The organism is Aquificaceae bacterium, from assembly GCA_037481935.1.
Lineage (GTDB): Bacteria > Aquificota > Aquificia > Aquificales > Aquificaceae > Pampinifervens.
Genome location: JBBFKQ010000001.1, coordinates 253,108 through 274,576, shown reverse-complemented (window position 1 = coordinate 274,576; position 21,469 = coordinate 253,108). Strand labels below are relative to the sequence as shown.

At 45.8% G+C, this 21,469-nt stretch carries 25 protein-coding genes and 1 rRNA gene; 11 read left to right on the top strand and 15 right to left on the bottom strand.

Annotated features, from left to right (window positions below):
- Positions 1 to 17 precede the first annotated feature (17 nt).
- Positions 18 to 137 (top strand): 5S ribosomal RNA (gene rrf / locus WHS43_01570).
- On the opposite strand, the gene WHS43_01565 is transcribed toward rrf, so the two are convergent.
- Genes WHS43_01565 through WHS43_01555 form a run of 3 tightly spaced genes read right to left on the bottom strand, consistent with a single transcriptional unit; the run spans position 138 to position 4,566 of the window.
- On the bottom strand, positions 138 to 410 hold the full coding sequence (locus WHS43_01565) for a M48 family metallopeptidase (GenBank protein MEJ5338328.1): 273 nt from the start codon (positions 408 to 410) through the stop codon (positions 138 to 140). It lies immediately after the preceding rRNA gene.
- The gene (locus tag WHS43_01560) at positions 407 to 3,289 is read right to left on the bottom strand and encodes an HsdR family type I site-specific deoxyribonuclease (protein ID MEJ5338327.1); all 2,883 of its coding nucleotides are present in this window, start codon (positions 3,287 to 3,289) and stop codon (positions 407 to 409) included. Before WHS43_01560 ends, WHS43_01565 begins: the two co-directional genes overlap by 4 nt.
- A complete protein-coding gene (locus WHS43_01555) occupies positions 3,274 to 4,566 on the bottom strand; it encodes a restriction endonuclease subunit S (protein MEJ5338326.1) in 1,293 nt (430 codons plus the stop codon). The genes WHS43_01560 and WHS43_01555 overlap by 16 nt, the downstream gene beginning before the upstream one ends.
- Positions 4,567 to 4,640: 74 nt before the next feature.
- Between WHS43_01555 and WHS43_01550 the strand changes: the two genes are divergently transcribed.
- Both WHS43_01550 and WHS43_01545 read left to right on the top strand, forming a co-directional pair.
- The gene (locus tag WHS43_01550) at positions 4,641 to 5,738 is read left to right on the top strand and encodes an ImmA/IrrE family metallo-endopeptidase (GenBank protein ID MEJ5338325.1); all 1,098 of its coding nucleotides are present in this window, start codon (positions 4,641 to 4,643) and stop codon (positions 5,736 to 5,738) included.
- The gene (locus WHS43_01545) at positions 5,731 to 6,279 is read left to right on the top strand and encodes a DUF4411 family protein (protein MEJ5338324.1); all 549 of its coding nucleotides are present in this window, start codon (positions 5,731 to 5,733) and stop codon (positions 6,277 to 6,279) included. Before WHS43_01550 ends, WHS43_01545 begins: the two co-directional genes overlap by 8 nt.
- Positions 6,280 to 6,284: 5 nt before the next feature.
- On the opposite strand, the gene WHS43_01540 is transcribed toward WHS43_01545, so the two are convergent.
- From WHS43_01540 to WHS43_01490, 11 genes are read right to left on the bottom strand one after another with little or no spacing between them, the layout of a single operon-like run.
- The gene (locus tag WHS43_01540) at positions 6,285 to 7,814 is read right to left on the bottom strand and encodes a class I SAM-dependent DNA methyltransferase (GenBank protein ID MEJ5338323.1); all 1,530 of its coding nucleotides are present in this window, start codon (positions 7,812 to 7,814) and stop codon (positions 6,285 to 6,287) included.
- Positions 7,815 to 7,858: 44 nt separating this feature from the next.
- The gene (locus WHS43_01535) at positions 7,859 to 8,017 is read right to left on the bottom strand and encodes a HepT-like ribonuclease domain-containing protein (GenBank protein ID MEJ5338322.1); all 159 of its coding nucleotides are present in this window, start codon (positions 8,015 to 8,017) and stop codon (positions 7,859 to 7,861) included.
- A 1-nt stretch (position 8,018) separates the two neighbouring features.
- Positions 8,019 to 8,204: a HepT-like ribonuclease domain-containing protein gene (locus WHS43_01530; protein MEJ5338321.1), complete on the bottom strand. Its 186-nt coding sequence runs from the start codon at positions 8,202 to 8,204 to the stop codon at positions 8,019 to 8,021.
- Positions 8,201 to 8,500, bottom strand: a complete 300-nt coding sequence (locus tag WHS43_01525) for a nucleotidyltransferase family protein (protein MEJ5338320.1) — start codon at positions 8,498 to 8,500, stop codon at positions 8,201 to 8,203. Before WHS43_01525 ends, WHS43_01530 begins: the two co-directional genes overlap by 4 nt.
- Entirely contained in the window at positions 8,500 to 9,366 is an 867-nt protein-coding gene (locus WHS43_01520; GenBank protein ID MEJ5338319.1) for a F0F1 ATP synthase subunit gamma, read from the bottom strand. Before WHS43_01520 ends, WHS43_01525 begins: the two co-directional genes overlap by 1 nt.
- 7 nt (positions 9,367 to 9,373) lie before the next feature.
- A complete protein-coding gene (gene trpB, locus WHS43_01515) occupies positions 9,374 to 10,582 on the bottom strand; it encodes a tryptophan synthase subunit beta (GenBank protein ID MEJ5338318.1) in 1,209 nt (402 codons plus the stop codon).
- Positions 10,579 to 11,079 (bottom strand): DUF29 domain-containing protein, encoded by a 501-nt coding sequence (locus tag WHS43_01510; GenBank protein ID MEJ5338317.1) that lies wholly within the window; start codon positions 11,077 to 11,079, stop codon positions 10,579 to 10,581. Before WHS43_01510 ends, trpB begins: the two co-directional genes overlap by 4 nt.
- A gap of 3 nt (positions 11,080 to 11,082) precedes the next feature.
- Entirely contained in the window at positions 11,083 to 12,387 is a 1,305-nt protein-coding gene (gene purB, locus WHS43_01505) for an adenylosuccinate lyase (GenBank protein MEJ5338316.1), read from the bottom strand.
- Positions 12,380 to 12,922 carry a hypothetical protein gene (locus WHS43_01500; GenBank protein MEJ5338315.1) on the bottom strand — a complete coding sequence of 181 codons (543 nt, stop codon included), beginning with the start codon at positions 12,920 to 12,922 and terminating at the stop codon, positions 12,380 to 12,382. The genes purB and WHS43_01500 overlap by 8 nt, the downstream gene beginning before the upstream one ends.
- A gap of 3 nt (positions 12,923 to 12,925) precedes the next feature.
- Positions 12,926 to 13,567, bottom strand: coding sequence for a deoxyribose-phosphate aldolase (gene deoC / locus WHS43_01495; protein MEJ5338314.1), 642 nt, complete (start codon positions 13,565 to 13,567; stop codon positions 12,926 to 12,928).
- Positions 13,558 to 14,487: an FAD-dependent oxidoreductase gene (locus tag WHS43_01490; protein MEJ5338313.1), complete on the bottom strand. Its 930-nt coding sequence runs from the start codon at positions 14,485 to 14,487 to the stop codon at positions 13,558 to 13,560. The genes deoC and WHS43_01490 overlap by 10 nt, the downstream gene beginning before the upstream one ends.
- 32 nt (positions 14,488 to 14,519) lie before the next feature.
- Between WHS43_01490 and recR the strand changes: the two genes are divergently transcribed.
- A complete protein-coding gene (recR, locus tag WHS43_01485; protein ID MEJ5338312.1) occupies positions 14,520 to 15,134 on the top strand; it encodes a recombination mediator RecR in 615 nt (204 codons plus the stop codon).
- Here recR and WHS43_01480 read toward each other — a convergent pair.
- Positions 15,050 to 15,823 carry a ChaN family lipoprotein gene (locus WHS43_01480; protein MEJ5338311.1) on the bottom strand — a complete coding sequence of 258 codons (774 nt, stop codon included), beginning with the start codon at positions 15,821 to 15,823 and terminating at the stop codon, positions 15,050 to 15,052. The genes recR and WHS43_01480 overlap by 85 nt on opposite strands.
- Positions 15,824 to 15,893: 70 nt before the next feature.
- Here WHS43_01480 and WHS43_01475 point away from each other — a divergent pair, with 70 nt between their 5' ends.
- The 7 genes from WHS43_01475 to WHS43_01445 are packed head-to-tail and all read left to right on the top strand — an operon-like array spanning position 15,894 to position 21,468.
- Entirely contained in the window at positions 15,894 to 16,133 is a 240-nt protein-coding gene (locus WHS43_01475) for a hypothetical protein (GenBank protein MEJ5338310.1), read from the top strand.
- Positions 16,130 to 17,179: a histidinol-phosphate transaminase gene (gene hisC, locus WHS43_01470; protein MEJ5338309.1), complete on the top strand. Its 1,050-nt coding sequence runs from the start codon at positions 16,130 to 16,132 to the stop codon at positions 17,177 to 17,179. The genes WHS43_01475 and hisC overlap by 4 nt, the downstream gene beginning before the upstream one ends.
- Before the next feature lie 52 nt (positions 17,180 to 17,231).
- Entirely contained in the window at positions 17,232 to 17,819 is a 588-nt protein-coding gene (locus WHS43_01465) for a DUF3501 family protein (GenBank protein MEJ5338308.1), read from the top strand.
- A gap of 10 nt (positions 17,820 to 17,829) precedes the next feature.
- Positions 17,830 to 18,771: a magnesium/cobalt transporter CorA gene (corA, locus tag WHS43_01460; protein MEJ5338307.1), complete on the top strand. Its 942-nt coding sequence runs from the start codon at positions 17,830 to 17,832 to the stop codon at positions 18,769 to 18,771.
- The gene (locus WHS43_01455; protein MEJ5338306.1) at positions 18,768 to 19,220 is read left to right on the top strand and encodes a hypothetical protein; all 453 of its coding nucleotides are present in this window, start codon (positions 18,768 to 18,770) and stop codon (positions 19,218 to 19,220) included. The genes corA and WHS43_01455 overlap by 4 nt, the downstream gene beginning before the upstream one ends.
- Positions 19,204 to 20,061, top strand: coding sequence for an ROK family protein (locus WHS43_01450; GenBank protein ID MEJ5338305.1), 858 nt, complete (start codon positions 19,204 to 19,206; stop codon positions 20,059 to 20,061). Before WHS43_01455 ends, WHS43_01450 begins: the two co-directional genes overlap by 17 nt.
- Positions 20,062 to 20,064: 3 nt before the next feature.
- Complete coding sequence (locus WHS43_01445) at positions 20,065 to 21,468, top strand: hypothetical protein (GenBank protein ID MEJ5338304.1); 1,404 nt, start codon at positions 20,065 to 20,067, stop codon at positions 21,466 to 21,468.
- Position 21,469: the final 1 nt, after the last annotated feature.

Here is a 21,469-nt window from a genome sequence, read left to right as displayed (position 1 = left end):
GCCAGTTTGAAAGCTTCCCTCGGGACCATAGCGGAGGGGAAACACCCGGTTTCCATTCCGAACCCGGCAGTTAAGCCCTCCAGCGCCGATGATACTGTGCTGGGCGAACGGCACGGGAAAGTAGGTCGTCCCGGGGGTTAAAAACCTTCCTCCAGATACACTTCCAGAAGCCTTTTAAAGAGTTTGCCGTGATTTCTGTATCTCAGATGCAGTAGTTCGTGAACTATTATTCTGTCCATGTCTGCTGACTCCATTTCTAGCACTGTGCTGTCAAAGGTTATTCTTCCTTTGCTTGAACAGCTTGCCAGCTTATTTTTCATGTTCCTTATGTGGATTTCCCTGAGTTTTTCATCAACTTTGAGCTTTTTTGCCCACAGCCTTACTCTCTCTTTAAACTCCTGAGATGTCATGTCTGTCGCATGATGTTGAGAATTTCTTCTGTTAACTCTACTGCTTTTGGGTTATTCTGTGGCTCAAGTAATTTGATTATCTCTCTTCTTAAATTCCTTTCCTGTTCCCGACTTCTGCGCCAGTGGGGATGGTCAGAAAAGAGCTCGCTTATCCTCTTTGCCTTTTCCCCGCTCTCTTTTATGCCTTCTCTTTTTAAGAGCCTGTATATGGCAAAGACCTCTGGGGCAAGGCCTTTCTCTGCCCTTTCCCTTTCTAACTCTTCGTATTCTTCATAGAGTTTTTTGAGCTCTTCAATGACCTTCTGTGTGCTTTTCTGTCCTCTCCTGTAGCTCTCCAGCACGTTTTCAAGTTTCTGGGCGAGGGATATTACATGGGGCTTGGTTTTCATTTCCTGCTGGAAGAGCCTTTGAAGGCCTTTAGTGAGGTTGTAAACCTTCTCACTGTCGGGTACATCCTCTTTCTGTAGTTCTCTGAGTATTTCCTCGTTAATCTCGTATACATAGGTCGCCTGCCCTATTTCTCCCTGTTTTGTGTGTTTTCTTACGAGCTCCTCCACCTTCTTTGTAAACTCCCTGTCTATGTTCTTCCCTGGCTCGTAATACTGTCTGACCACAAGGTAGAGCCTTATCAGACCTTCCACTCTCTGCAGGTAGGGTCTCAGGAAAGGGTCTGGAGAGAGTATGTTGTAGATGTCTGTTATGTCTATGTAGAGTCTGTAAAATTTTTCTCTTTTTTCTTCGTCCCGGAGGTGCTCCAGGGCAAGCTCCAGTATTTTGTCCTCCGAGTATGAGCTCAAAAAGACTTCTCTCAGCTCCTCCATGTCTTTGAACTCCATAAGGCTGGCGAACTTCTCCTTTAGCTTCTGAAGGTCTTCTGCCACTCCTTCTACATCTGCAGAGTCAAAGGCAAGGGCTTTCTGGAGGTTTGCAAAGATGCCCACAAAGTCCACGATAAGACCTGCGGGTTTCTTTCTGCCATACTGGTCTTCGTAGGGCCTGTTTACCCTCGCTATAGTCTGGAGCAGGACATGGTCCCTCATGGGCTTGTCAAGATAAAGACAGTAGAGAAGGGGCGCATCAAAGCCAGTTAGCAGTTTGCTGGTGACTATGAGGATTTTGGGGTTTTTCTCCGGGTCAAGGAAGTTCTTTCTGATGAGTTTTTCCTCTTCCTCTTCAAGATAGTGAAGCCTCATGTGCTCCGGGTCTGTCTGATGCCTGCTGTATACTACCCTTGAGTATTCTGGTGGCAGGTATCTGTCAAGCTCTTCTTTGTAGAGGGCGCAGGCTTCTCTGTCTACTGCCACCACAAAGGCCTTGTATCCCAGAGGTTCCACATACTCCCTGTAATGCTCTGCGATATAGCGGGCAACCTTTTCAATCCTGCTTCTGCTTTTGAGGGCGTTCTTTAGTCTGACAGCCTTGTCAAGTATCCTGTCAAGAGCTTCCACATCGCTGATGCCTTCCGCTTCTTTGAGGTTCAAAAATTCCTCTTCCAGCAGCTTCTTGTCAACGGTGAGCTCACTGGGGGCAAAGCTGTAGTGAAGGGGAAGGGTTGTCCCATCTGCTATGGACTCGGCTATGCTGTATTTGTCAAGGTATCCCTGTGGCGGGTCATCCCTGCCGAAAATCACAAAGGTGCTCCTGCCCCTGTCTATGGGCGTGCCCGTAAAGCCTATAAAGGTAGCGTTGGGCAGAGCTCCCATCAGATAGTTTCCAAGGGCGCCCGATGTGGTTCTGTGTGCCTCGTCAATGAGCACAAAGATGTTTTCTCTGGTGTTTATGTTGGCAGGCATGCCCTCAAACTTGTGTATGGTGGAGACTATAATGCCCCTTGTGTCCTCTTCCAGAAGCCTTCTGAGCTCTTCCCTGCTGTCTGCAACTTTTACATGAATTCCCACAGACCTGAGGTTCATAAAAAGCTGGCTTTCCAGTTCCAGCCTGTCCACCAGCATGAGCACTGTGGGATTTTCAAAGAAGGGGCTTTCAATGAGCCTCCTAGCGGTCACAATCATGGTGTAGGTCTTTCCAGAGCCCTGAGTGTGCCAGATGAGACCTCTTTTCTTTTCCTTTTCCTGTGCCCTCTGAAGGATCTTGTTGACCGCACGCACCTGATGGGGTCTGAGTATCACCTTCTGCAGGCGTCCGTCCCTCTCCGGGAAAAGTAGGTATTCGGTTATAAGCTCCAGAAGCCTCTCGGGCTGGAAAAAGGACTTTACGAGACTTTCAAAGTCTCCCGCCTGTTCCTCTTTCCAGTTATACAGTCCCTTTGAGCTTGCGTTCCATGTGGCACCATATAAAAAGCTGATAAGATGCGTAAGCACAAAAGCCTGCTCAATAGCAAGTAGCTCGGGGCACCTCTCGTGATACCTCCTGACCTGAGATAGAGCTTCCTCCACCGCATCAATTTTATAGGGAGCCTTTGCTTCCGCAAAGACAACCGGTATGCCGTTTATGAAAAAGACCACGTCCTGCCTTATGGACTCTGAGCCATTAGTAAAGGTAAACTCATCTGTGATGTGAAAAACATTTCTGTGGGGGTTTTCTGTATCTATTAGCTTTATGTTCCTTTCTCTCCTCTCGGTTTCTATGTAGATGGTTTTCTGACCCTTCAGAAACTGCCAGACGGTCAGGTTTCCATGGATGTCAGGCCTGACCCTTTCAAGCTCCCTGAGAACATCCATTGCCTTCTGCTCTGTTAGAAAGGGGTTAAGCTCCGTTATTTTTGGTATGAAAACTTTCTCAAGTATAGCTTTGGCGCTGTTGAGCCTGAGGTTCTGGACCTCCTCGGGGCTTATGTATTTCCAGCCTGCCTGAGTGGCATACCTGATAACAGGCTCCTGCACCGAGCGCCTTTCCGAAAACCTCAACTTTCCTTCCACCTTACTCTAATTTTACCGCTCATGAGGTTGTGCAAAAGGCTCTTAAAGAGGTTCTCAAGGGCTCTTTTTCGTTCTTCTTCTTTCTGAATTTTTTCGTCCACTGCCTGCAGAATGCTGGCTATTTGTTTTTGCTCTTCAAGTGGGGGGAGGGGGAGGGGGACCGTTTCAAACTTTGATTTATTCACTATTGGAACAGTTGTTATTGATTTTAATGAGTTTAATACTTCCTGAACTGTATTGTGCTGTAGAGCGTGGAAGATATACAACCCATAGGCACCTGAATTGGGAGTTATTGAATTAATCTGCTGGTTGAATGCTACAGGTTTGGTCGTGTAACCCACTCTTCCTATTATCCCGATGCAGGATACGAGTATGGAGCCAGCCAGAGCTATGCGTGCCTTGCTTAATGCCTTTTCAGATATCTTTTCCGTAGCAGTTGATATGAATCTGTTCTTTAAGTCTGGAGGCTTTACAAAGTCAAAAGTGCCAGAAGCCCAGTATTCTGGATTTCCCTTTGATGGTGTATTACCAGTGGAAATCTTACCTACCTCCCCCAATCTCACCACATTCCAGTGAGCCGGCAAAGGTCCTATTTCGGTGTCTTTGAGCTCCACCCTTTCCACCTCGTCCAGTGGCACAGGTCCGTAGGTAAAAAGGTGCTTCATAAGAGACTTTTTGAGCTCCTTTGTTGCCCTTATGACTTCTTCGGTTTTTTCTATGGATTCCTGCACCCTCCGAAGCACCTCCGCAATGGCTTTTTGCTCCTCAAGAGGGGGGAGGGGGAAAAGAAGATTGTAAAGGACATTTTTAGACAGCCTTCTTCTTCCTGTTGTCCCTTCCATTCTTTGAGCAAGCTGATTACGAACATCAGGTAGTTTTAAATTATAAAATAAAAACTCTACATCACAAATGTTATCTTTGGTTTTAATTGGAATTACCTCAGTAGTGGCTATAGCAAAAGGCACGCCTTTTAATATTCCTTGTTTGCCATTTTCAAAACTTGGAGTTATTTTAGCTAAAAGTAGCTCACCTTCATATACTACTATACCACTTCTCACATCATCTAGGTTTCTAAACTCATAATTTTTTATGTATAGACCCTCATTTGGTATTAAATTCATCGGTATAAATGGCACGCCGTCTATCACTTCTAAAATATTCCCCTTTCGCCTATCTGTATTTACCACATCTCCCAACCTCACCACCTGCCAATCCTCAGGCAAAGGTCCCAGCTCTGTCTCCTTAAAGTTTGTTTCTTCAAAAAACTCAAACCTCATAGCCCCTTGGAAGATATTATATTTTAGGCATGAGTGCCACCGTCAAGGTTCCTGCTACGCTTATAAACTGGAAAGTGGTAGAGTGGGCTATAAACAGGATAGGAGAAACTCCAGAAAAGGTGGCAAAAAGCATAGGAATAAAAACACCCAGATTTAAAAGCCTTCTTGAAGGTAAGGGTCATATAACATACAATCAGCTCCATAAGTTAGCACATGCATTGCATATACCCTATGGCTATCTTTTCCTTTCTGAAGTTCCAGAAGAAAAAAGCGAAATACCAGACTTAAGGAAAATAAAAGATAGCAAACCGCTTAGCTGGAAGTTTTTTGAGGTTTATTCTGACATAAAAATAAAACAGGAGTGGATAAAGGAAAAAAGATTATCGGAAGGATACACTCCTTTAAAATTTGTAGGAAAATACTCCATAGATACCCCTCATCAAGTCATAGCAAAAGATATAAAAGAAACATTAAATTTGAACCATTTAGACAACATAAATGAGCTTGTGGATAGGGTTGAAAGTATTGGCATTCTTGTTTTCAGAAATAGCGTGCTCATAAACAACACACATATAGAACTTGACCCGGAAGAATTCAGAGGCTTCAGCATAGTGGATGAAATAGCACCAGTCATATTTATAAACAGCAATGATACTCAAAAAGCACAGATATTTACCCTTTTCCACGAAATTGCTCACATATGGGTGGGTCAAAGCGGAGTATCTGACGCTGACCCAGAAAATCAGAATGCTGTAGAAAGGTTATGTAACATGGTAGCCATAGAGATACTCGCCCCCGAACTGGAGATAAAAAGCAGATGGAATGAAAATATCAGCCCTCTTGAGAATATACAGAATTTAAGCAAGATTTTTCCTGTAAGCAAAACCGCACTGCTTTATCGCCTTTTAAACCTCAGGATGATAGACAGGGAGGAATATGAACTTTTAAAGGCGGAAATGCTAAAAAAGACCTACGAATTAGAACTAAGGAACAAAGAACAAAAAGGTGGGGATTACTATAAACTTTTGCTGAGCAGAAACAGTAAAACCTTTATTTATGAAGTGATTGATAGTCTATTGAACCAAGAAATTACATATCTGTCTGCAATGAGGTTGCTGAACATAAAAAAGGATAAAATCCTCATAAAACTGATGGAGGAGCTTGGTGTCTGACATATTCAGGAGGGCTAAATTTTGTATGGACACCTCCTGTTTAATAGAGGCGAAGAATAGATATTATGCCTTTGATATAGTGCCTCAGTTTTGGGATGTGCTGTTAAAAGCCTGTAAGCAAGACATATTAAAAATGCCCATAGCTGTCTATGAGGAAATTATGGAAGGAAATCCAGATGATAGTCTTGTCAGATGGGCTAAAAGACATAAGGAGCTTTTGTTTGCAGAGCTTACTGAAAAAACTTTTGAAATAGTGAAAGAAATAATAAGCTTGGTGTATAGTAAATACGCACCTCATAGAGCTGAAGCCTTCCTAAAAACTAGAGATATTGATATAATAGCTTTTGCGAAAGAAAATAAGCTCGTGTTGGTTACCATGGAAAAACCGAAGGTATTAACTCATTCAGCTGGAGCTGATGGTAAATACGATGCAGAGGTAAAAATTCCCGATGTGTGCAGCATGCTGAACCCACCTGTTGAATGTATTGACACTTTTGAATTTTTAAGAAGACTTAAAAGAGAACATCGTATAAGCATGTAGAAGAATTACACAAGGCTCTTCAGCACCTCCCACAGAACCCTATCCGCTTCTCTTCTTTCCTCCTCCGCCTCTTCCAGCTCCACCACAGCCTCCTGAAGGTCCAGAACCTCCTCCTCGTTTCCCTTCACCACATACCTTGAGGGGCTAAGATTATAGTCGTTAAGTCTCACCTCCTCTATGCTCACAATCCTGCTTATGCCTTCCTCCTCCTTAAACGCTCTGTATATCTCGCACACCTTATCTATGGCAGACTGAGGAAGGTAGTTTTTGGGTCTTCCCTTCTCATAAAGGTCTGAGATGTTTATAAGAAGCACCTTCCCTTTTCTTTCGTCCCCTTTGGCTTTGTTTATGACTATTATCACGCCCGGGGCTGTGGTGTTGTAGAAGAGGTTTTCAGGAAGCAGAATCACAGCTTCAATGAGGTCTCTTTCCACAAAAGCCTTCCTTATTTCCTTTTCCCTGTTTTTGTCTGAGGAACCGCTCCCCCTTGAGACTGCCCCCGTGTCTATCACCACCGCAAGCTTTCCCCCCTCCTTAAGGCTTGCATGCATGTGCTGTATCCATCCCCAGTCTGCGGAGGCATAGGGTGGATATCCAAAGGGAAACCTCCTGTATGGGTCATTTTCATAAACCTCTTCTTCAAACTTCTGGTTCCACATGGGATTGGCAAGCACAAGGTCAAACTTCTTAAGAGAGCCGTCCGCCTCCAAAAAGGCTGGTTTTCTCATCGTATCTCCAATGGCTATATCCGCATGCATATCATGCAGGAATACGTTCATCTTAGCCATGGCATAGGTGGTATGGTTTATTTCCTGCCCGTAGAACTTAAGAGGTCTCTTGCTCCTGTCCTCTCCGTATTTCTCCTTAAAGACCAAGGCACACTTGATAAGAAGACCACCTGAACCACAGCAGGGGTCATAGACCTCCTGCCCTTCCTCTGGGTCAATGAGCTTAGCCATCATATAAGCCACTTCATAGGGTGTGTAGAACTCACCCGCAGACTGTCCTGAACCTTCTGCAAACTTCTTCAGAAGATACTCATAAGCCCTTCCTAAAATATCTGGCTCCACATCCTTAAGCCCAAGCCTGTGTTTGCTCAGGACTTCCACAAGAGCCTTCAGGCTTTCATCGCTTATGAGCCTTACGCCCATAGAGGTGGCGTTGAAATCTGTGGCATCTATAACACCCGCAAGCTTTGGGTTATACTTTGCCACATCCCTTACCGCCGTAGTAAGATACTCGCCCAAATTCCTTGTCTGCCTTCTTATATTTTCCCATCGGGCGCTGGGTGGTATGTAAAACCTCACAAGGGTGGGTCTTCCGTTTCTTTCTATATCCTCCAAAAGAACCCTTTCCGCCTCCTCCTTGCTTTTGTATATGTCCAGCACCTCCCCAAACTCATCCTCAAAGACATCGGAAAGCCTTTTAAGAAATATGAGGGGAAGTATGTATTCCTTATACTTTGGAGCATCTACAGGTCCCCTTATGCTACAGGCTGCCTCCCAGAGCCAGCTTTCAAGGGTCTTTATGTCCATAATAAAAATTTTAACACTTCAGAGTCCTTACTTTATACCTAACGCTACGCCTCATTAATCTCTTTGATAATCTTCTTTATTACTTCATACAGTTCAGGAACTCTTTCTTTTATTGTTTTCCATACAACTGCATAATCAACACCGAAATACTCATGAATCATTTTGTTCCTGATTCCAATAACACTTTTTCCATGGAATTTCACTTTATTTCTTTCTAATCTCTTTTGGAATATGCTTTGATGCTTCTCCGATAATTTCTAAACTTCTCACAAAAGCCCTTTTTAGTTCTTCACTTGAAATGAATTCATTATAATTCAAGCCCCTTGTTCTACTCATTAAATATTCACACTCATCCTTTATATCCATCAAATAATCCCTAATTTCTCTCATATATATACCACTTCTTTTAAAATCCTTCTGCCCATGTATGGTTTAAGTGCTGACTTCATTATGAGATCAACCCTTACCTTAAGTTTTTTTGAAAGAAAGCTTTCAATCTCAATGTAAGTAAACAAATCGGGTGTCTCTTCAAACTCTAAAAGTATATCAAGGTCGCTTCCTTTCTTCTGCTTTCTTCGCACATAATAACCAAAAATCCCTATCTCTTTGATTTTATATTTTTCCCTAAGATAAGGCTTGAGCTCAATGAGCTTGTTCTTTATTTCTTCAAGGGTTTTTATGTACATCACTTCATAGCTTCCACCGCATTCACTATATCTATAAGCTCGGAAGTGATAGCCTCCTGACGGGCTTTGTTGAATATTAGAGTCCATGTCTTTACAAGCTCATCCGCATTCCTTGTGGCATTGTCCATAGCCACCATACGGGCAAAGTGTTCTGAGGCGTTAGATTCTAACATAGCCCTGTAGAGCTGATAGTTCAGATACAGGTCTATCAGCTTACTCACAAAAAGCTCTCTCTCCACCTCAAACTCATACACGCCATAATCCCCTTCCCCTTCCAGCCTCTCAAAGGGCAGGAAGGTTCTCACCACGGGCTTGTAGCTTACCCTTGTTATCATCTCGTTGTTTATCAGATATACCGCATCCGTTTCTTTGTTTGCATACCTGCTTCTCAAAAGCTCACCCGTCTCTTTAACCACGCTGAAATTAATTTCCTTTCTGAAAACCTCATCGTAGGCTTTTAGTATGTTATAGTTCCTTTTTCCAAAATACTGAGCTCCTTTTCTTCCTATCAGCACAAGGCTTACCTTTATACCCTTCTCCTGTTTGTTCTTTACCAGCTCTTCCGCCTGTCTTATCAGGTTTGAATTGAAAGCTCCCGCCAGCCCCCTGTCTGCGGTTATGAGCACAAGGTCGCATACCTTTTCCTCTCTTACCTCAAAGAGAGGGTGTGTTTGCGGGTCTACGTGAGATGCAAGGCTTTTGAGAACTTCGTAGAGCCTTTCCGAGTAAGGTCTTGAAGCGTATATGAGCTCCTGTGCCCGCCTTAGCTTTGCAGCGGACACAACCTTCATGGCATTGGTTATCCTGCGAGTGTTTTTGATACCCTGTATCTTCCTCCTTATGTCTCTGGGTGAAAGCTTTGGCATAGGGATATTATAGCATACCTTTCATGTAGCCCATTACATGCATCATATCCTTATCACCCCTGCCTGAGAGGTTAAAGAGCACTATACCTTCTCTGCCCAGCTCCCTTGCAAGCTCCACCACTCTAAGAACCGCATGGGCTGGCTCGAGGGCAGGGATTATTCCCTCAAGCCTTGAAAGGAGCTTGAAGCCCTCAAGAGCTTCCCTGTCTGTGGCGTAGACATACTGAGCCCTTCCGCTTCTGAAAAGCTGGGCATGCTCTGGTCCCACGCCGGGGTAATCAAGACCTGCAGAGATGGAATGGGTTGGCTGTATCTGACCCTCTTCGTCCTGAAGAAAGTAGGACTTCATGCCATGAAGCACTCCTACAGAGCCTCCGTTTATGGAGCTGGCGTGTTTTCCTGTATCAATTCCAAGCCCGCCGGCTTCTACGCCTATGAGCCTTACCTCCTCGTGCTCTACAAAAGGATAGAAAATGCCCATGGCGTTTGAGCCACCACCCACACAGGCAACTACCACATCGGGAAGTCTGCCCTCAATCTCAATCATCTGTGCCTTTGCCTCTTCACCTATGACCTTTTGAAAATCTCTCACCATCATGGGAAAGGGATGGGGACCCACCACAGAGCCTATTATGTAGTGGGTAGTTTCCACGTTGGTGACCCAGTCCCTGAGGGCTTCGTTTATGGCATCTTTGAGAGTTCTTGAACCGCTCTTTACCACACGCACCTCTGCCCCCAAAAGCTCCATTCTGAACACGTTGAGTTTCTGACGCTCTGCATCCTCTTCCCCCATGTATACGATGCACTCAAGCCCCAGAAGGGCACAGGCGGTGGCAGTTGCCACACCATGCTGACCGGCACCCGTCTCTGCTATTATCCTCCTCTTTCCCATCCTCTTTGCCAGAAGTGCCTGTCCGAGGGTGTTGTTTATCTTGTGGGCTCCTGTATGCAGAAGGTCCTCACGCTTTATGTATATCTTTGCACCTCCAGCATATTCGGTAAGCCTTCTTGCAAAGTAGAGGGGTGTAGGCCTGCCGGCAAAGTCTTTCAGATAGTGGTGCAGCTCCTCCCAGAAGGATGGGTCTTTTTTAACCTTTGCGTAAGCCTCTTGTAGCTCCTCCAGGGCATACATGAGGGTCTCTGGCACAAACCTCCCGCCAAACTCTCCAAAGTAGCCCTTTTCATCGGGCAGGGTGTAAACTTCATGTTTTGTCATAGTTTTGCCTCCTTCCTCAGGTCTCTTGTCATGACCTCTTCGTATGTGTAAGGGCATTCTTCGGGAATGTGGAAGTCCTCCGGGTTGAAGTCATTGTCTCTGAGCCATATCCTGAGTTCTGTTCTTGCATGCCTCCACGCTCTCTCAATTTCTTGCGGTAGCCTGTTTTTCAGACTGGGATAATCTTCAAGGATTGCTTTTGTTCTATCCCTTGCATTCTCCACGCTTTTTATCCATCCCTTTCCTGCAGTCTCTCCACCTGCCAGCTCTCTAAAATGGTCCCACTTATACATATGCTCCAGAATTCTTGCCAGCTGACTTATGCAGGTTTTTAAATCACTGCGTGCCATATCTTCTATCTCTTCCAGCAGGTTCTCCCAGTCAACAAGGTCGTAGAGCCTTTCCTTCAAAAGCTCATGGTTTATCTCAGCCCAGAGGGGGAAGTCCCTGTGGTAAAGCTCCTTTAATTCTTCTCTGGAGATTGACTTCTGACTCATAGCTTATAAATCTAAGCTCCTTTTGTATATATGGTCTATATGTTTCAGAAAGGCACGGGGCTCTATTGAGTCCCTTATTTCTTCCTGGCTGAGATAGGCTTTTACTTCATTATCCTCTATCAGAGCCCTTTCAAAGGCCATACCCTCTTCCCAGCTTCTCATGGCACATCTCTGAACCATTTGGTATGCTCTGTCCCTTGGCACGCCCTTTTCCATGAGCTTTACCAGCACCTTTGAAGAGGCATACAGGCCATGAGAGAGTTCCATGTTTTTGAGCATCCTTTCCTGATTGACCACAAGCCCCTGAAGCATTTCCAGAAATAGGTTCAGCATGTAGTCCAGGGCTATGGTGGAGTCAGGCAGTATGATTCTTTCGGTAGAGGAGTGGGATATGTCCCTTTCGTGCCAGAGAGGGATATTCTCGAGGGCTACCATAAGGTTTGCCCTTATTATTCGTGCGAGTCCGCACAGTCTCTCTGCGTGTATGGGGTTTTTCTTGTGTGGCATGGCAGATGAACCCCTCTGACCTTCTTCAAAGGGCTCCATAAGCTCAAGCACTTCCGTCCTCTGAAGGTGTCTTATCTCTGTGGCAAACCTCTCAAGGGCGCAGGCGGTAGAGGCAAGGGCATACATGACCTGAGCGTGTCTGTCTCTGGGCACTATCTGGGTAGAAACCGGCTCTACCTTAAGGCCAAGCTCCTCAAGGGCGAGCCTTTCCACCTCAGGGTCAAGGTTGGAGTAAGTGCCCACCGCACCGGAGAGCTTGCCATAGGATATGTTTTCAAGAGCCTGCAGGAGTCTTTCCCTGTTTCTCCTTAGCTCCTCATACCAGCTAAGAAACTTCAGCCCTAAAGTCATGGGCTCGGCGTGCACTCCGTGGGTTCTTCCCATCATGAGTGTGTCTCTGTGTTTTATGGCAAGCTCCTTGAGTTTTTCTATGACCGCTTCCAGACCTCTGATTATGAGTTCAAGAGCCTCTCTGAGCTGCAGTGCAAGGGCGGTATCCACTACGTCAGAAGAGGTAAGCCCCATATGGAAGTGGTGTGAGTGCTCCGGAATCTGCTCCCCTATAGCAGAAACGAAGGCAAGCACATCGTGCCTGTATTTTCTCTCATATTCTGCAATCCTCTGCAGGACCTTCTGGTCCACAAAGGTTTTCCTCTCAATCTCCTCGAGAGCCTCTGCAGGAATTCTTCCAAGTCTGTGCCATGCTCTGCATACTGCAATTTCTACCTTCAGCCAGAGCCTGAACTTGTTGAGCTCTGACCATATTTGTCCCATTTCCTTTCTTGTGTATCTTTCAATCATTTCCTTCCTCCGCTTTAAAGATAGCTATGGGTTTGAGGGGGTTAGTGGGAACTTTTGAGTAGAACCTGAACCACTCTAAGGGTGCTGCCTTCCATATTCTATACCAGTTTTCAACCCATCTTCTTGTGAACTCCCAGGGTGGTATCACAGGACAGTTTATGGCTATGGAGACTATCAGGTCTCCTTCTTCGTTCAGAGAGGGCACTATGGGAAAACTCCTGCAGTCTATAGGATGCCTTCCGTGTATTCCACACCACCCTTCCATGTTAAAGGGACAATCTTCCTCGGGGGCAAGAAAGCCTATGCTGAAGCCATTCACATTCATTTCTGGAAAGGGTCTCCCGTTGAGCAAGGTGAGAAGCTGGTTCTCTCCAGGCAGAAGTATGACAGCCTCTCTCAGTCTTTCACAGGGCTTTAATCTACCACCCTTCGCACACAGAAAACAGTTGATTTCTGCGCAGCCAAGCTCTATGGGCTCCTGTGAGTGTATTTCATGGATTACATCCATCAGTTTTTTATAAGAAACATCTTCCATATCTTACCCCTCCCTGAGAATTTCAAAGGTGCTACTGGTTCCTACTCTTTCAGCCCCAAGCTCCAGAAACCTTATGACCTGAGCTCTCCTCCTTATGCCACCCGATGCCTTTATTTTGAGCCTTCCTCCTGATGCTTCCCTCAGAAGCTTAATGTCTTCCTCTGTGGCACCTGAAGGCGCATAACCTGTTGAAGTCTTTACAAACTCCATACCCGCATCCGCTACGAGCTCCACAGCAAGTCTTTTCTCCTTCTCGCTCAGATAGGCAGTTTCAATTATAACCTTCCTTATGGTCCCCTCCGTATTTCTTGCTATAGCTCTTAGCTCCTCGCCTACATAGTGGTATAAACCACTTTTGAAGGCGGATATGTTCATAACTATATCCAGCTCGGTGGCACCCTCCTCGAGGGCCTTTACCGCCTGCAGTATTTTCTGCTCCTTTGTATCAAGCCCGAAGGGAAAAGACACCACACAGCAGACTTCAACCCTGCCCCCTGATAGCTCAACAGCCCTCCTTACCCAGAAGGGGTTTACACATACCGCATACACACCTGAATCCACGCACTGGCGAACCTGCTCCTCAAGCTCCATAAGGGTATGGTTGGGCCTGAGTATGGAGTGGTCTATAAAGCTGGCTATATCCATGAGTGGACACCGTAGGTGAGGTCGTGGTATATGGAAAGGAGGGCCTTTGCACCATCGCCGGCAGCGGTTATTATCTGTTTTGCAAACACGTTGGTGCAGTCTCCAGCTGCGTATATGCCAGGCTCAGAGGTCCTGTTGTTGCAGTCTATTATTATCTCATCCCTCTGTGTGGTAAGAACTCCCAGAGACTTTGCCAGCTCAGAGTTTGGCTTTAACCCCACTTCCACAAAGACTCCCTCCACATCAAGCTCGTATACCCTTTCCTTTTCTATATCCTCCACCAGAGCACCCCTCACATTTTTTCCATCTCCCTTTATTTCAAGCACTCTGTGTCTTAGAAGGGGGACTACTTTGGGGTCTGAAAGCACCTTCTCCCTGAGAATCTCATCTGCCTTGAAGTGGTCGCCTATCTCCATGAGGTATATTTTTCTTGCGTAGTTTGTAAGCTGGTCCGCAGCCTCAAAACCCGAGTTCCCCCCACCCACCACAAGCACCTCCACATCTCTAAAAAAAGGTGCATCGCATGTATAGCAGTAGGAAACACCCCTTCCCGTATATTCCCTCTCGCCAGGCACATCAAGTCTTCTGTGTTCTGCACCGGTGCAGAAAAGCACCATCTTTGTGGTGTATTCTTTTCCAGATAGGGTCCTGAGAAGGAAACCCTCCTCCAGTCTATCTATCTTTACCACCTCATCAAGAACCGGTTTAACTCCAAGCCTTTCCATCTGCTCTATCATTCTCTGCACGAACATGACCCCATCCACCATGGCATAGCCCAGATAGTTTTCTATCTCCCCGGCCTTTATTACCTGACCACCTATATCTCTGGTTATTAAAACAAAGTCCATCTTCTTTCTCTGAGCGTAAATGCTGGCAGATATGCCAGCTGGTCCTCCACCTACTATGAGGAGCTGATGCATATTGTATATTATAAAACCGCTATAATTTTCCCATGTCCTACGAGGAAAGCCTGCCAGAATCGCTCAGGTTGGCCCTTGAAAAGTTCACCCAAATACCCACCTATGGGGAGAGGTCAGCGGGAAGGTTCCTCTACAATTTTTTGAAGCTCCACCCGGAAAAAAGGCTTGAGCTGGTGAGTGTGCTTCAGGCAGCTGCTGAAAAACTGAGACCATGCAGGGAGTGCGGGTTATACACGGAAGAAGAGGTGTGCAGGATATGTTCAGACCCCAAAAGGAGCAAAAGGTTCATATGTGTGGTGGAGGAGCCTCAGGATGCCTTTGCCATAGAAAGGCTGGAGAGGTATTCGGGGGTTTATCACGTGCTGGGCGGAAGGATAGCACCCCTTGAAGGCATATCACCAAAGGACCTGAACATAGACACTCTTATGGAAAGAATAGAAAGACACAGGCCTAAGGAAGTGATAATTGCCACAAACCCGAACCTTGAAGGGGAGGCAACCGCCAACTATCTGGCCAGGCTCATAAAAAAACAGTTTCCCAACCTCAAGATAACCCGCATATCTCATGGTCTGCAGTTTGGTTCTCTTATAGAGTTCGCCGACGAGCTTTCTCTGGAAAAGTCCGTGGAAAACAGGAAATCCCTCTGAAATTCTTCTCTTTTGAGTATCTTCATGCGAACGCCGGGCCTGAGCACCTGGAGCCTTCTCGGTATACCGCTTTCATAGCTCTGAGCATGTTCTCTTCCCACTAGCACCACTATCCTGTGGTCAGGATACCTTTCCAGAAGCCTTGCTATTGCAAGCGCCATGCCGTTATCCCAGGCGTTCTGCACATCAAAAAATCTTCTCTCTTCCACCCTTGGATGCCCCGTCAGCACCTCTCTCAACCTCTGTATTTCTCTCTCAGTCTGCGGTATTAGAGGGAAGGGCAGGCTATCGTCCCTTAAGCTTTCAAGCCCTTCTCTTCTTACCCTCTGCAGCAGTTCTGAGGAGATGTTTATGGCTACAATTCTTATGCCCTTTTCCTTGGCAAACTTCCATATACTTCTGTAAAGGTCTGGGTCAAAGCCCCACCTTCTTCTGTAGTCTGTCCTTCTGAGCATTTCCTCTTCATCTATCTGGCATGACACATACTGGTCAAGGGCATCCTGAAAGGGTTGCTGGAACATTTCCATCGCTATTATCAACCTGTAATTTTTTGAACTTAAGAGCCTTATAATGTCAAGCTGGAAGATATGGTCTTCTCTGCTTGTGTGTTCTTCTGGGAGGAATATAACCTGGTATTTACCCGGGAAATTTTCCATGCTTTCTTCAGCTTTTGTGATTGAAATCAACATAATAAAAAACAAAAACAGAAGCATCATGCTATAATTTTAAATTAAGAAAACTTCAAAAAGGAGGAGTAAAATGGCAAGAAAACCCAGAAAAAAGGGTGGAGCGAGATACAAAAGGGTAGTTCTTTCTCTTCCAAAGAGACTGTATTATGTGCTCAACGGTATAGCCATGGGAGATGAGAGAAGGCTCAACAGGCTCATAAAGGGTATTCTTGAAGACAAGCTGATGGAGTCAACGGTGGCTGAGCTTGAGCTCTATCTTGGAAGGGCTGAAGAGGAAGAAGAGGAGGAGCAAGTCCAGGAACAACAATGATAAGTAAAAGGGTAAGGGACCTTGCCCCTTACAAGACAGAAACTACGGGGGCAAAGGTAAGGCTGTCCTCCAATGAACTCTCTCTCCAGCTCCCGGAGGAAGTAAAAAGGCGTATAGGGAAAGAGGTTTCCCGGATACCCTTTAACAGATACCCTGACCCGGAGGCAAAGGAGCTAAGAGAGGTTATAGCCCTTCGCTCTGGCGTCAGCCCGGAAAACATAGTTCTGGGCAACGGCTCTGATGAACTCATATACTACCTCTCTATAGCTGTAGGTGAGTTTGACAGGGGAGTCTTATATCCTGTTCCCACCTTTTCCATGTATGGCATATCCGCACGCATGCTGGGAAGGGAAAGGATTGAGTCTGGACTGGATGAAGATTTTGACATAGACCTTCCAGCAAGCCTTGAAATCATAAGGAAAAAAAAGCCTGCCCTCGCCTACTTTGCTTATCCCAACAACCCCACTGGAAATTGCTTTTCAGAAGAAAAGGTAAGAAAAATAAGGGGTGAGGGAGTTTTCACCGTGATTGACGAAGCCTATTATCATTACTCTAAGAAAACCTTCCTCAAAGAAGCTCTTGAAAGAGATGACACGGTGGTGCTCAGGACCCTTTCAAAAATAGGAATGGCTGGGCTGAGAGTTGGTATCTTGATAGGTAATCAGGAGGTGGTAAGAGAAATAAACAAAATAAGGCTTCCCTTTAACATAACATACCCTTCTCAGGTCATAGCAACCCTTATTCTAAGGGATTTCTACAACCTCATTGAAGAAGAGGTAAGAAGGGTTATATCCGAGAGGGAAAGGGTCTATGGGGAGATGCTCGGGATGAAGGGTATAAGAGTTTATCCTTCAGAGGCAAACTTCATATTCTTTAAAAGCCTTTCCATGTCTGGGGACGAGCTTCACAGAAGGCTAATAGAAGAGGGTGTGCTTGTGAGGAATTTCTCTTACATGGTTCCTGACTGTCTGAGGGTGAGCATAGGAAAGCCAGAGGAAAACGACGCCTTTCTTGAGGCACTCCATAAAGTTCTCAAAAGCTCTTGACAAATGATAATGATTTGCATATAATAAAAGAAAACAAGCAAGGAGGTAAGCCATGAAAAAGATAACCAGAGAGGAAATCCTCAACATCTACGAATATGAGAAGGTCCGTCCACAGAAGGTTCAGGAAGTAATACAGCTCAAAAAGAACAGGAGAGTGTTTATAGAGCCGTGGGTTCATCTTGTTTTTGAGAACAGGGAAACTGTCTGGTTTCAGATTCAGGAGATGATTAGAGCTGAGAGGATGGTAAGGGAGGAGGAAATCCAGCAGGAGATAGATGTCTACAACGAGCTGATACCTGATAAAAATGAGCTTTCTGTAACCATGTTTATAGAAATACCCGAGGCAAGCGAGAGGAAAAGGCTCCTTCCCCAGCTCGTGGGTATACACGACCACCTATACTTCCACATAGGGAATAGGCACACTGTTAGGGCTGTAGCGGATGAGAGAAGTAAGGAAGACTATGAATACGGAAAGGCAGCGGTGGTGCATTTTCTGAAGGTGAGGCTCACCGATGAGCAGGTGGAGGACTTTAAGAAGGAACAGGTCAGGGTTGAAATAAACCACCCCAATTACAGGGCAATGACCCTCATACCGGAGGAGGTAAAGCAGGAGCTCATAAAGGACCTGACTTCTGATTAAAATATCTTTGATGATTCATGTTTATGCAAGCTCCGGGGGTGTTTTTAAAAAACTTGGTATTGACCAGTTTGGGGACATAAAGAAGGAGGCAGTGGTCTGGCTTGATGTGGAAAAACCAAGTGATGCGGAGATAGACTGGCTCAGAAGCGCCATAGGTTTCCAGATGCCCCCCAGGGAGGTCTTCGGAGACATTGAGATAAGCAGCAAATACAAGGAGGAGGGAGAAGCCATATACATGAACCTTTCTTTCGTAATACAGCAGAAGGAAGACATAAGCGTTGAGCCTGTTCTCTTTTTCATAAGGGGGAGATACATGGTGAGTATAAGATACAGAGATATACCCAGCATGCTCATATTCGTAAAGAGGATGGAACATAGCCCAATAAACTTTCAGTTCCCAGAAGCCATATTCTCACAGATAGTCAACATTGAGGTGGACCGGCTTGGAGACAGGCTTGAGATACTGGGCAGAAGGATAAGAAACCTCAGAAAAGAGGTCTTTGTGGAGCAGTCTGAGGAGATAATAAGGGAAATATCCTACTATGATGAGCTCAACATAACCATAAGAGAGACCATAAATGAAAAGTTGAGAATCCTTAGCCACTTTGTTAAAAGCCCAAAGATAAACGCCCAGACAAAGAGGGACATAAAGATTGCCCTTGATGACCTCCATACGCTCCTTGACTACACAAGCTTTTACATGGACAAGCTGGACAGCATACAGAATTCCCTTCTCGGTCTCATATCCATCAAGCAGAACGAGGCGGTAAAGGTCTTTACAGTGCTCGCCACCATATTCCTCCCCGCCACCCTCATAGCCAGCATCTTTGGTATGAACTTTGAACACATGCCGGAGCTTCACTGGAAGTATGGCTATCCCTATTCTCTGCTTCTCATGGTGGCAATAACCCTGTCTCTCATATACTGGGTAAGGAAAAAGGGGTGGCTATGAGGCTAAGCCAGAACAAAGAGGACCTTATCATAGGCTTTTTCATAGTTTTTGCTGTATCCTATCCTCTGATTACCGCACTTCTCATATTCTTTCAGGATGTAAGGGAGAAAAGGCATGAGATGGAGGAGGTAAGGGCTTTTTACAGCTTTTTGCTGGGGCTTGAAGAATGCAGAAAAGAGAGAGCTCAGGAGCTTTCTGAGTTGATGTCAGAAAACCTTTTGCAGAGTATAGGAGGTGCGGAGGGACTTTTGAGGACCTGCGAGTCCTACAGGAGAGCATATCCGGGTGCAAGGGCTGAGGAAAAGGTTGTGGGTGATGGACAGCTACTTGTAAACCTTATAAAGAAGGAGAAAGGAATGACCCAGAGGCTTATCTCCGTTAGAGTTTACTACAAGAGAGGGGACGAGGACATAAAAATAGAAAGGCTTGAGTATGAAAAAGGGAGTTGACATAGGAGGTAGCTTCGTAAAGGTCTACTGGGAGGATGGGAGAAGGGAAAAACACTACATAAAGGACCTTTCAAAGAATAGAGAGCTTTTCCTGAAAAGGATAAAAGAGATAGTCCTTGAGGGGAATCCTTCTTCCGTGGGGGTTGCGGTGGCAGGCTTTACCTCGCTGGAGGGCAAAGTTTATAAATCTCCCAACATACCGGCCCTTGACGGTGTAAACCTTAGGGAGCTTCTGGAAGGGATAAGGGTAAGAATAGTAAACGATGTCTCTGCTGGAGCCTTCGGGGAGTGGTTTTACGACCACAGAGAGAGCAAAGTCCTTCTTTTTGTTGCTGTTGGCACTGGGCTGGGAGGAGGTCTGGTGGTAGAAGGAAGACCCTTTCTGGGTGCATGCGGAAGCTCTCTTGAGCTTGGTCACCATACTATCCTTTACGGGGGTGAGATGTGTAGCTGTGGGAGGCATGGATGCTGGGAAGCCTACTGTTCCTCTTACGGGCTGGAGAGGCTCTACAGGAGCCTTTCAGGCTCTGATTTAAGGGATTATGAAATAATCCAGAGGGCAAGAGAAGCGGAAAAAGCTGCATTAAAGGCTGTGAACAGTTTCAGAGAGTTCCTGCTTACAGGTCTCATGAACGCCGTTCATATACTCAACCCGGACAGGGTTGTGCTGGGTGGGGGGCTGATTGATGCCATGAGAGACCTGCTTGGTGACCTTGAGATGGACCTGAAGGCTCTATGCGAAAGACTGCCAGCAGAGTGTTTCAGCCTTCATCTTTCCTCCTGTGCAGAATATTGCATGGCAAGGGGTGCTTTAGCCCTCTCTCTTGTTGACGATATTTAACTTATGGAAATAAGAAGAATTGAGGGCATTCTTCTCCAGCATGCCATTGAACAGTCAAAGGCATCTCAGGCTCAGAAAAGGGGAGAAGAGTTCAGGATAAGAGTGCTATCTACCGTGCCAGATGTCCTTCTTGAGCTGGCCTCCTCTGGAGGAGGTGCTGTGAAGGCAGAAGTGGCATCTTCTGAGGGAAATCTGGTAACTCTTTCTTTGAAAGAAGGCTTTGAACTCAAGGCAGAGAACAGGTCTTCTCTTGGGCTGATGCCTGGTGATATCCTTGAGCTCACGCTGGAGGGTGAAAACCCGCTCACTTTCAGAATAACAGGCCTCTACAGAAAAGGACATGGGGAGGTTCCTCTCCATGTGGTGCTCTATGGGGAAGAGAGGTTCTATACCTCCATAAGCCCAGAAAGACTCAGGGAAGATATGGAGAATTCCGGTCTTCTATACGAGAGAAAGCTCATTGAGCTGCTTCTTGGAAAGTTAAAGCCGGAGGACCTTATGAAGGATAAAAAAGCACATCTCATCCAGCCTCTGCTGTCATACGCACGGGAACTTTCACAGATACTGGGGATTGAATATGGACAGGATACGGAGGGCATAAAAAAGCTCCTTGAAACCCTCAGACTAAGAGTTGAGGAATTTAAGAGGGTTTCTTCTCTGATGAAGACCCTGCTCTTTGAAAACCTTGACCATCAGGAATATATGAGCCTTGTGAAAAGGCTTGAGTCTATAGGGGAGAAGACTCTTCTAAAAGCTATGGAGACAAGGGATGTTCCAGTATTGTTGAAGAACCTCTGGAGTCTGACGGAAAGAGGAATACTGACAGAGTTCAGAGATGCCTTTGAAAAGCTAGGGGAGTCTCACGAGCCGGCCGTCAGGGACTTTTTCAGGCATGTGGTGCTATCTTCGGAGAAGGAAATGAGAGAAGCATACCGTGCCTTTCTTGAATACATGGAGAGAGGTGAAAATCTTCTGGAGTTTTACAACAGCAAAGGTCAGCACATGGAAAGCCTTCTAAGCAGGCTGGAGTTCATAAACAACCTGCAGTGGCTTATGACAAAACACGGAGAAGCCTTCTATCTGCCTGTGTATTACGAGGGGGGCAGGGGTGGTCTTATGTTCAGGAGTGGGCGGGAGTATTCAGTGGTCTTCAGGTTTGAGTATGGAGAGGGTTTCCTTGCAGGTCTTTTGAGGATGCCAAGGTCTGGAGGGCTTCTGGATGTTCTCCTGTTTACAGACATGGAAAACCTTGCAGAGAAAATAAGGTCTGGAAAGCATATTCTTGACAGCATGCTTTCAGAAGAAAAGATAAAGCTAAGGAGCTTCTCTGTGAGTGTGTCTACAAGAGAAAATGTTGCTGAGGCAGTAAGGTCTGCCTACGGTGAGGGCTTTCTTCTGCTTGCATAGC

What these genes read in the sequence shown, in the direction of transcription:
- purB (MEJ5338316.1), bottom strand. Translation starts at nt 12,387, where the DNA reads ATGATTGAAAGATACACAAGAAAGGAAATGGGACAAATATGGTCAGAG.
- WHS43_01465 (MEJ5338308.1), top strand. Translation starts at nt 17,232, where the DNA reads ATGAAAAAGATAACCAGAGAGGAAATCCTCAACATCTACGAATATGAG.
- WHS43_01540 (MEJ5338323.1), bottom strand. Translation starts at nt 7,814, where the DNA reads ATGGACATAAAGACCCTTGAAAGCTGGCTCTGGGAGGCAGCCTGTAGC.
- WHS43_01530 (MEJ5338321.1), bottom strand. Translation starts at nt 8,204, where the DNA reads ATGAGAGAAATTAGGGATTATTTGATGGATATAAAGGATGAGTGTGAA.
- WHS43_01565 (MEJ5338328.1), bottom strand. Translation starts at nt 410, where the DNA reads ATGACATCTCAGGAGTTTAAAGAGAGAGTAAGGCTGTGGGCAAAAAAG.
- WHS43_01525 (MEJ5338320.1), bottom strand. Translation starts at nt 8,500, where the DNA reads ATGTACATAAAAACCCTTGAAGAAATAAAGAACAAGCTCATTGAGCTC.
- WHS43_01500 (MEJ5338315.1), bottom strand. Translation starts at nt 12,922, where the DNA reads ATGGAAGATGTTTCTTATAAAAAACTGATGGATGTAATCCATGAAATA.
- corA (MEJ5338307.1), top strand. Translation starts at nt 17,830, where the DNA reads ATGATTCATGTTTATGCAAGCTCCGGGGGTGTTTTTAAAAAACTTGGT.
- WHS43_01455 (MEJ5338306.1), top strand. Translation starts at nt 18,768, where the DNA reads ATGAGGCTAAGCCAGAACAAAGAGGACCTTATCATAGGCTTTTTCATA.
- WHS43_01450 (MEJ5338305.1), top strand. Translation starts at nt 19,204, where the DNA reads ATGAAAAAGGGAGTTGACATAGGAGGTAGCTTCGTAAAGGTCTACTGG.
- trpB (MEJ5338318.1), bottom strand. Translation starts at nt 10,582, where the DNA reads ATGACAAAACATGAAGTTTACACCCTGCCCGATGAAAAGGGCTACTTT.
- WHS43_01475 (MEJ5338310.1), top strand. Translation starts at nt 15,894, where the DNA reads ATGGCAAGAAAACCCAGAAAAAAGGGTGGAGCGAGATACAAAAGGGTA.
- WHS43_01445 (MEJ5338304.1), top strand. Translation starts at nt 20,065, where the DNA reads ATGGAAATAAGAAGAATTGAGGGCATTCTTCTCCAGCATGCCATTGAA.
- hisC (MEJ5338309.1), top strand. Translation starts at nt 16,130, where the DNA reads ATGATAAGTAAAAGGGTAAGGGACCTTGCCCCTTACAAGACAGAAACT.
- recR (MEJ5338312.1), top strand. Translation starts at nt 14,520, where the DNA reads ATGTCCTACGAGGAAAGCCTGCCAGAATCGCTCAGGTTGGCCCTTGAA.
- deoC (MEJ5338314.1), bottom strand. Translation starts at nt 13,567, where the DNA reads ATGGATATAGCCAGCTTTATAGACCACTCCATACTCAGGCCCAACCAT.
- WHS43_01555 (MEJ5338326.1), bottom strand. Translation starts at nt 4,566, where the DNA reads ATGAGGTTTGAGTTTTTTGAAGAAACAAACTTTAAGGAGACAGAGCTG.
- WHS43_01480 (MEJ5338311.1), bottom strand. Translation starts at nt 15,823, where the DNA reads ATGTTGATTTCAATCACAAAAGCTGAAGAAAGCATGGAAAATTTCCCG.
- WHS43_01490 (MEJ5338313.1), bottom strand. Translation starts at nt 14,487, where the DNA reads ATGCATCAGCTCCTCATAGTAGGTGGAGGACCAGCTGGCATATCTGCC.
- WHS43_01510 (MEJ5338317.1), bottom strand. Translation starts at nt 11,079, where the DNA reads ATGAGTCAGAAGTCAATCTCCAGAGAAGAATTAAAGGAGCTTTACCAC.
- WHS43_01520 (MEJ5338319.1), bottom strand. Translation starts at nt 9,366, where the DNA reads ATGCCAAAGCTTTCACCCAGAGACATAAGGAGGAAGATACAGGGTATC.